The organism is Archangium sp. (genome assembly GCF_057119385.1).
The window spans coordinates 1-8,313 of the sequence record NZ_DBNGVP010000171.1 but is presented as its reverse complement, the minus strand read 5'-3'; the positions used below and the strand labels follow the sequence as shown (position 1 = coordinate 8,313).

The 8,313-nt window shown below is 68.7% G+C and carries 5 protein-coding genes and 1 pseudogene; 4 read left to right on the top strand and 2 right to left on the bottom strand.

Annotated features, from left to right (window positions below; all coding sequences use genetic code 11):
• Positions 1-175 precede the first annotated feature (175 nt).
• The 4 genes from AC16DP_RS40750 (at position 176) to AC16DP_RS40735 (ending at position 6,268) form a co-directional block, all read left to right on the top strand.
• Positions 176-1,717, top strand: a complete 1,542-nt coding sequence (locus tag AC16DP_RS40750; RefSeq protein ID WP_329729553.1) for a hypothetical protein — start codon at positions 176-178, stop codon at positions 1,715-1,717.
• Positions 1,718-1,744: 27 nt separating this feature from the next.
• Positions 1,745-1,933 (top strand): hypothetical protein, encoded by a 189-nt coding sequence (locus tag AC16DP_RS40745; protein WP_329729552.1) that lies wholly within the window; start codon positions 1,745-1,747, stop codon positions 1,931-1,933.
• Between the two features lie 351 nt (positions 1,934-2,284).
• Positions 2,285-2,917: a hypothetical protein gene (locus AC16DP_RS40740; protein WP_329729551.1), complete on the top strand. Its 633-nt coding sequence runs from the start codon at positions 2,285-2,287 to the stop codon at positions 2,915-2,917.
• Between the two features lie 255 nt (positions 2,918-3,172).
• Positions 3,173-6,268, top strand: a complete 3,096-nt coding sequence (locus tag AC16DP_RS40735; RefSeq protein WP_329729550.1) for a serine/threonine-protein kinase — start codon at positions 3,173-3,175, stop codon at positions 6,266-6,268.
• A gap of 41 nt (positions 6,269-6,309) precedes the next feature.
• Here the strand turns inward: AC16DP_RS40735 and AC16DP_RS40730 are convergent, their stop codons facing one another.
• Together AC16DP_RS40730 and AC16DP_RS40725 are read right to left on the bottom strand one after the other, a co-directional pair.
• Entirely contained in the window at positions 6,310-7,812 is a 1,503-nt protein-coding gene (locus tag AC16DP_RS40730) for a hypothetical protein (protein WP_329729549.1), read from the bottom strand.
• 130 nt (positions 7,813-7,942) lie between these two features.
• Positions 7,943-8,313: pseudogene (locus AC16DP_RS40725) on the bottom strand (hypothetical protein); the annotation flags it as partial.

Genomic DNA, 8,313 nt, shown 5'->3' with positions numbered 1-8,313 from the left:
CCCGAGCACCCGGACCGGCTGGGACGGGTGCGCCTCGCCCAACCCGCGGGCTCGTGGCCATCCCATCAGCCAACGTGCCTCACCTTTCCAGTCTCGGTGATGGGATACCCCTGCTCACGGGGAGCCTACCCATCACCCAGCTCGCTCATTCTGGCCCGCTTTTCCCTCATCCAGCGTGCTCGGTAACACCCCGCGCAACGGGGTGGGCCAGGCGGTGCACAACGTGCTCTTCGTGGATGACCTGGAGTCCTTCTGGACCACGCCCAACGGCACGGTCCAGGTGGGGCTGAGCAACCCGGGCTTCGAGAATGGCACGGTGAATGAGACCCAGGACCAGTCCTGCAACTATCTGGGCGGGGGCTTCTGCCCGAATGGTTTCTGGCGGGGCAACATGGGCGCCAGCGCGACCACGCTCCGCTCCAACCGCGGCTACTTCAACCCCAACAACAGCTGGAGCATGCAGGCCAATGCCTGGGGGCAGAACATCCCCAGCCAGCTCGCGGTGACCTTTGGCACCTACCCGGGTCTGGGCACCACCCGGACGACCTTCCGCGGCTGGGTCCACCTGAGCTCCCTCCACCCGGCCTACAAGGTGGTGGCCTTCGCCGTCAACCTCGCCACGGGCCAGCGGGTGGAGGAGGAGATCATCGTCGAGGAGGTCTGGGGGCAGACCAACTTTCATACCGACTCCCTCGTCCTGGCCATGACGCCTGGCGAGACGCCCGCCTGGGACTTCGGCAAGCGCTACCTGGACGCGGTGCAATACTTCTCCGGGGATATCGACTCGAAGATGGAGATCCACGGTGTCTCCTCCGCGTGGATGTGGACCCACCGCAACGTCTACGCCACCCATGGCATCCCCGTGTCCATCGAGACCTCGTTCGACATGAACGGGCAACTCGCGCAGATCCGCGACCCGAGCCAGCGCTACACGGTGGGCAAGGACGCGGCGTGGAAGGAGCTCGAGCGCATCTGGAAGATGGAGGGAGGTGTCTATCCGGGGACACGCTCGCATCCGGGGCTGGTCAAGTTCATCAACTTCGATGGGCCCTTCCGCTCGTTGCTGCACCCCAACCATGGAATCAATGGGCAGCAGTGGGGAGGGGGCTTCGCCCTGACCGAGCAGGGCTACTGGGAGGCCACGTGGCAGGTGATGGACTACATCCGGACGATCCACTCGGTGCGGCCGGACATCCGCATCTTCGTGGGGGAGAACTTCCCCTGGTGGGGCTGGGGGCCGGCCAATGACTCGGTGCCCTCCTTCGGCTGGGCGCTCAACGGCAGCTCTTTTCCGGGCAATCGGGGCTACTTCGGCGACTACCAGAACCTGCTCACCAAGCTCTTCTGGCAGTGCAACAACTACGGCGCCCGGTTGAGCGGTATCACCCTGGACACGGGCTATACCTTCACCACCGCCGCCAATTCACAAGGGGTCGACTACATGGCGCGCGTGCGGGCGGTGCAGGACTGGGTTCGCGGCCAGGGCTATGAATTCAACATCTATGTCAATGGCGACATGGAGACATCCGCCCGGCTCACCCAGGAGCACATGCTGCTGTTCGAGGACCGCTTCAAGGCCTACGGCATTCGTCCCAACCGGCACATGGTCGCCTCCTGGGGCAAATACCCTCTCGCCACGGAGATCAACAACGAGAACGTCGAGTACGACCTGGCCAACTCCTGGAAGAAGGTGCTCCAGCGGGTGAAGCGGCTGTAGCCATGGATTCCGAGAACCGCAAGAGCAATGTTTCCCAGGTTCTCCCCGCAGTCGCTCCATGACACGGCCGCGGGCCTGGCCGGGCCCGACGGGGTGCAGGTGTCCGAGGCGATGGTGCGCTGCCTCTTCTCCAGCTCCTTCCCCGAGGACGCGCTCGCTGAGGTCATCGCGCAGAACCTCAAGTTCCCCCGCGCCGCCGCCGAACTTCATGCATGACTGGCCTTGCGCCTCCAGCCAGTTTGGCGACGGCTCGTATCAGGACTGGGGCGTCGTCATCCTCTGAAGCGGTGCCGGCCGTTTGACTCCACGGCGAACGCGAGCCCTTCCTGCTGACTTCCCCACCCGCCTGTCCGAGCCGCAATCCCTGGCTCGGACAGGCGGGTGCTCGCGTCTTGAGCGCCCGTCCCAGTCGCTCGAGCCGTGAGTGCCGCCCAGCCCTCGTCCCCTCAGCTCCGCCGGTGCGGGTAGAGCGGAATAACCCTGGAGAATCTTTTTTGCGCACTTCCGGGGAGTCACGGGTTCAAGAGAATGCAGTAACCCAACGCTCGAAACTTGGAGAAAGCATTCATGAAGCTGTCACAGGTATTTGGCTCGACGCTGGTGGTGTCCGCGCTCATCTCCACCCAGGCCCTCGCCGCGCGTGAGCTCACCCCCATGCCCTCGGTGAGTGAGTACTTCAGCCAGGAGGATGACGCCGCGCCGAGGGGGAACTGGAGTGCGCCGGACACCGTGGTGCCGGTGCTGGTCGATGGCATCGTCTACTCGCCCGATGCGTTCCGGACGCTCAATGGCGCGGGGGTGCGGCACTTCGTGCTGGATGAGAACGCGGCGCAGCAGGGGGTGATGCTGGGTTTCCGCACCAAGCAGGCTCTGGCCGACTATTTCCGGTCGCAGGGGCGGATGCCCTCGGATGACAGTGCCATGCTGTGCAACAACTACAGCTACTGGTACGAGGACTGGAAGTACCTGGGCCGCTACATCTCCGCCCAGGCGGGTTACGGCTACAACAACCTGGACACCATCAGCTGGGGCAACCGCATCTCCTCGGTGATCCCCACCACCTGCGGCAGATATGCCATTCTCTGGGAGGCCCCCAACTACGCCGGGGCCTCCCTGTTCCTCGGGGCCGGCTACCCGGCGGAATACCTGGCCACCTACGGCTGGAACGACCGGGCGCGTAGCGTGGGCTCGTGGCAGTAGGCCGCTCACCGCCCCCGCGCCGAGCGCCATGACCAGGCGCGGGAGGCCTCCCAGTCGCTGCCCTGCGAGCTGCTGTCGAAGCGCCGGTGAGCTGGGAGGGGGTGTCAGCTCCAGGGGACGTTCGTCGCGGGCGAGAGGTACCAGCGGCTGGACCCCTTGTAGATGTCCGGCAGGTCTTTGCGCGATTCTGGAAATCCTCCGGGGAGAACGGAATACCCCTGGAGAATCTTTTTCGCCTCCGAGTGGAGCACGGGAATGAGCGACGGGCATGGCCAGGAGGAGAGGACCCGGTTGCTGGCAGCGGACCCGGAGCAGCCGCCGGAGGCGGCCTCCTTGCCGGGGGTGACGCCGGATTCGTCGCCGCGGCCCACCGTGCGCGCGCGCCTCGTGACGGCGCATGAGCCGGCCCCCGTGCAGGGCGCCGTGCCCGCGCCGGGCAGTACCGTGGCCGGCCGCTACACGGTGCTCGACCTGCTGGGGCAAGGGGGCATGGGCACGGTGGTGGCCGCCTATGATGCCCGGCTCGACCGGCGCGTGGCCCTCAAGCTGCTGCACTCCATGCCCTCCGAAGGTGGCAGCGGCGCCCTCGAGGCCCGCCTGCTGCGCGAGGCCCAGGCCATGGCCCGCCTCTCCCACCCCAACGTGGTGGCCGCCTATGACACCGGCTCCCTCGAGGATGGCTCCATCTTCATCGCCATGGAGTACGTGGAGGGGCAGACCTTGCGCGGCTGGTGCCAGGAAAAGCCTCGCACCTGGCGCGAGGTGCTGGAGGCCTACCTGGCCGCGGGCAGTGGGCTCGCCGCGGCACACGCGGTGGGCCTCATCCACCGCGACTTCAAACCCGACAACGTGCTGGTGGGCAGGGATGGGCGGGTGCGGGTGACGGACTTCGGCGTGGCGCGCGCGGAGTCCTCCGACACCCCGGATGCCTCCCCAATGCCCCTGTCCTCGCTGCCGGAGGTCTGGGACAAGCCCCTCACCCTGCCGGGCATGGTGGTGGGGACTCCCAAGTACATCGCCCCCGAGCTGCTGCGGGGACAGCCCGCGGATGTCCGCAGCGATCTCTTCTCCTTTTGTCTCGCGCTCTATGAGTCCCTCTACGGCCAGCCCGCCTTCCCCGGCCGCACCAGCGCCGAGCGCATGCGTGCCAGGCTCGAGGGGCGGGTGAGTCCCCCGCCCTCCCAGTCCGGTGTGCCAGGGTGGGTGGCTCGCACGGTGCTGCGAGGCCTGCGGGCCACCCCCCAGGAGCGCCCGGGCTCCATGGGGGCACTGCTCGAGATGCTGCGGAGTGATCCGGCGGTGCGCCGCCAGGAGCGGCTGCGCGTGGCGGGCCGGGCCGCGGTGGCCGGGGTGGTGACAGTGCTCTGTCTGGCATTGGGCTGGCAGTACCAGCAGCAGCGGCAGCTCGCCTGCGCCGGCATGGAGCAGCGGCTGGCGGGCATCTGGGACGGCGCCCTGCGGGACCAGGTGCGGCAGGCGCTGCTCGACACCCGGTTGCCGTATGCCCAGGACACCGCGGAGCGCGTGGTGGCGGCGCTGGATGGCTACGCGGGCACCTGGGTGCGGATGCGGACCGAGGTGTGTGAGGCGAGCCGGCAGGCGCAGCAGCCCGGGGCCCTGGCGGTGCTGCAGGTGCAGTGCCTGGAGCGGCGGCGCGGCCAGATGGGGGCGCTCACCGAGGTGCTGTCCGGCGGTCCCGACCCGAAGCTGCTGCCCAAGGCGGTGCAGGCGGCCCTCTCCCTGCCGCCGCTGGCGTACTGCGAGGATGCCCGGGCGCTGACCGCCGACGTCCCTCCTCCCGAGGACCCGGCCGTGCGCGAGAAGGTCGAGGCGCTCCAGGCGCGGGTGGATCGGCTGGAGGCGCTGGACCTGGCCGGCCGGTACACCGAGGCCCTGGCGCTGGGGGAGCCCCTGTTGCCGGAGGTGGCGGCCCTGGACTATCCGCCGCTGCGGGCCCGGGCCCTGTACCAGGTGGCCCTGCTCCGGGAGCGGAAGGCGGACTTCAAGGGCGCCGAGGCCCTGCTCCGCGAGGCCCTTCCCCTGGCGGCCCAAGGCAAGGATGACACCCAGGCCGCCCTGGCCGCGAGCCGGCTGCTCTGGCTGGTGGGCATCAAGCAGTCCCGCTCCCAGGAGGCCGTGCTCCTGGAGAGCCTGGTGCGGGCCACGGTGGAGCGCGCCGACAGTGAGCTGGTCCGTATCCGCCTGCTGCATTCCGTGGGCTCCTTGCGCATGGAGATGGGCCAATACGAGGAGGCCCGGGAGCTGCTCGAGCGTGCCCTCGCCATGAGCCAGCGGGTGCTGGGGCCACGCCACCTTTTCGTGACCCACCTGCTCAACACCCTGGCCAACCTGATGGTGGACATGGGCCGGTTCGAGGAGTCCCTGGCGCCCTACGAGCGAGTCCTCGAGTTGCGCCAGCAGCTCCTGGGCCCGGTCCACCCGGAAGTGGCCCTGTCGCTCAGCAACCTGGGCAGCACGCTGCGGATGGCGGGCCACTACGACCAGGCCCGCGAACGGCTCGAGCACGCCCTGGCCGTCTCGGAGAAGGTGCATGGCCCCGAGCATCCGGAGGTGGCCCACACCGTCAACAGCCTGGGCAACCTGCTGCTGGAGATGGGCCAGTTCGAGGAGGCCCGGGTGCGGTTCGAGCACGCCCTGAGCCTGCGGCGGAAGAGCCTGGGCCCCGAGCACATGGATGTGAGCTTCTCCCTCGAGGGCCTGGGCAATGCGCTCTTGTTGTTGGGCCGGCTCGAGGAGGCCCGGGCGCTGCAGCAGCGCAGTCTGGACATCCGGCGCAAGGCCGTGGGCCCCGCGCACATGCTGGTGGGCTTCTCGCTCAGCAACCTGGGCCAGGTGCACGCGGCACAGGGCCGCTACCGGGAAGCCCGGGCGCTGCATGCGCGGGCCCTGGCCCTCCTCCAGAAGGCCGTGGAGCCGAGCCACCCCATCTTCCTGTTCACGCTCGGCAACCTGGGCCGCGCCCTGGTGCACCTCGGGGAGCTGGACACCGCCGGACGCCACCTCGAGCGCGCGCTGGAGCTCCTGGAGAAGAGCCTGGGGCGCGAGCACCCGATGGTGGCCGACGTGCTGCTGGCGTTGGGGGAGTGGCACCTGGCCCGGGGCCAGCCGGCGGAGGCGCTCCCACGGCTCGAGCGGGCCCTGGTTCTCGCCCGGCCCACGGTGCGCGCCGAGGTGCAGTTCACGCTGGCCGAGGCGCTCCGGAGGTCCGGCGTGGATTCCCAGCGGGCCCGGGCGCTGGCCGCCGAGGCCCAGGCGCACTACCGGCGCCTGGGCAACTCCTCCATGCTCGCCAGGGTCTCCCGCGGGCTGGCCACGCGCGCACGGCGCTGAGCCGGGCGGCTCGGGCGCGGCACCTGGCCCTGTTTGAGTGCTCAGGGGCTCCAGGAGAGGAAGAGCGGGGCCACCCAGGTGTGCCAGTACGGCCGGCAGTGGGGCGGCGCCCCTCCCGAGCAGGTGCCGTAAATCTGGTCGTTTGGGTTCTCCACGTAGTACGGATCGTTGAGCTCGTAGGGCGCGCCGTAGCCCACCACGTTGCGGGCTCCCGTGAGCAGGTGGCCATTGCCGTCCCCGCTGATGCCCACGTTGTGCACGTACTTGGGCAGACCCGTATTCGTGTTCCCGTTGGCCACGGTGAGCTCCGACCAGTGGATGCCATTGGTGGAGGTGACGATGCGCAGCGACTGGGGCAGCGGCAGATGGTCGGGGTTGATGTCGGCCAGGACGAAGCGGCGCATCACCGGGTCATACTTCACATCCACGCTCGCCTCGGCCCAGGCCGTGGGCTGAGGGCTGCTCCAGCTCACGCCGTTGGTGGAGGTGGTGTAGAAGATTTGGATGAAACCATTGACCATCTCCGTGTACCACATGTGGAAGGTGCTGCCCACGCGCACCACGGACGACTGCCCCAGGTTGGTGGTGGAGGGGTGGATGACGGCGGGGTAGGCGCCCGCGGGCGGGTTGGCATTCCAGCTCGTGCCTGCGTTGGGGTCGCCTCCCATGTAGAAGGAGAAGGGCCCGGTGGGCGAGGTGGAGCGGGCCGTGATCATCCCACCGCGCGAGCCCGCCGTCGTCACGTACATGTAATAGTAGCGCTGCGAGCTGCCCGGCGGCGTGTATGTCACCACCGAGGGATCACACGTGTGGCTCATGTTCGGGTCGATGGGGCTGCCCGAGGCGGGCGAGTAGCGGTTCATGACGGTCACCCGCTGGCTCCAGCTGATGCCATCCACGGACTCGGAGTAGATGACCACGTCTCCCTGGTAGGGGGCTTGAGAGGAGCAGGCCCACAGCCGGTACTTGCCATCCACATAGGCAATGGTGGGGGCGTAGGAGTAGACGCCCCCTGTCTGGGCCACGGTCTCCTGTCCCGTGCCGTAGCCCACGGTGAGCCGGGTGGCCGCGCCTGGCACCATCGTCTTGGGCATGCCGTTGAGCCCCGCGCTGGCGGTGGGGGTGATGGCATAGGCATACACCGGGTAGGGCAGCGCGCCCAGGTAGTCGCGCAGGTCCGCGGGCATGTACCACTCGAAGCGGTGGGCCGTGCCGCCGCCACAGGCGCTGTTCACCCCCGCCTCGGAGGGCCGGTTGGCGAGGATGCCGGACACCCCGTACACGGTGGTGGAGCCGCCCGGGGGGCCGCCAAAGTAGAGGTGCACCTCCACCGGGGTGGTGGGCGTATCTGGATCGCACGCCCACCCGAAGGCGCGTACTCCATCCACTCCATCCAACCACCCGGTGGGCGGCCGGTCCGTCACCGCCTGCTGGCTCTCGGCCAGTTCGGGCACCTTCGCGGAGGGGGGCGCTTCGCAGCCGGCCAGCCCCAGCAGGGCCAGCGCGCAGGGCAACCAGCCACTGTGTCTGAGCAGATTCTTCATATGGGCAAAGAGGAGGTGTAGGTCCATCAAGAGGAAAATCCTCTTACCCCATCAAACACCCCAAACTGGTACTCTGCGCAAAAGTCGTTTTTCTGGTCGTCCGGTGAGACGCCCGTCCCGAGCGCTGCTCCTACGAGCGCATGCGCTGGCGCAGCTGCTCGAGCGTGCGCTTCTGTACCCCCTTCATGAACAGCTCCGCCGAGACGTGCGCCTCATTCAGGCGCCTGGTGCACTCGGGGCACTGCGCGAGGTGTGCGCGCGCGCTGTTGCTCCCCGGCCGGCAGCTTGCCCCGCTCCAGCATGTCGAGGGCGTAGGTGGACAGATGAGGGGACCCCCCGCTGCCACCCCGCCCACCTCCACCTGCACCGCCTCTCCCTGCTCCCGCCCTGCCGCGCTCCGCTCGGCGGGCGCCACCTCCACGGGCACGAAGGACATGGCCGTGCGCGCTCCCTCCTTCCCTTCACGCCTGCGCGTCCAGAAGCGCAGCCTCTCGCGCGGCA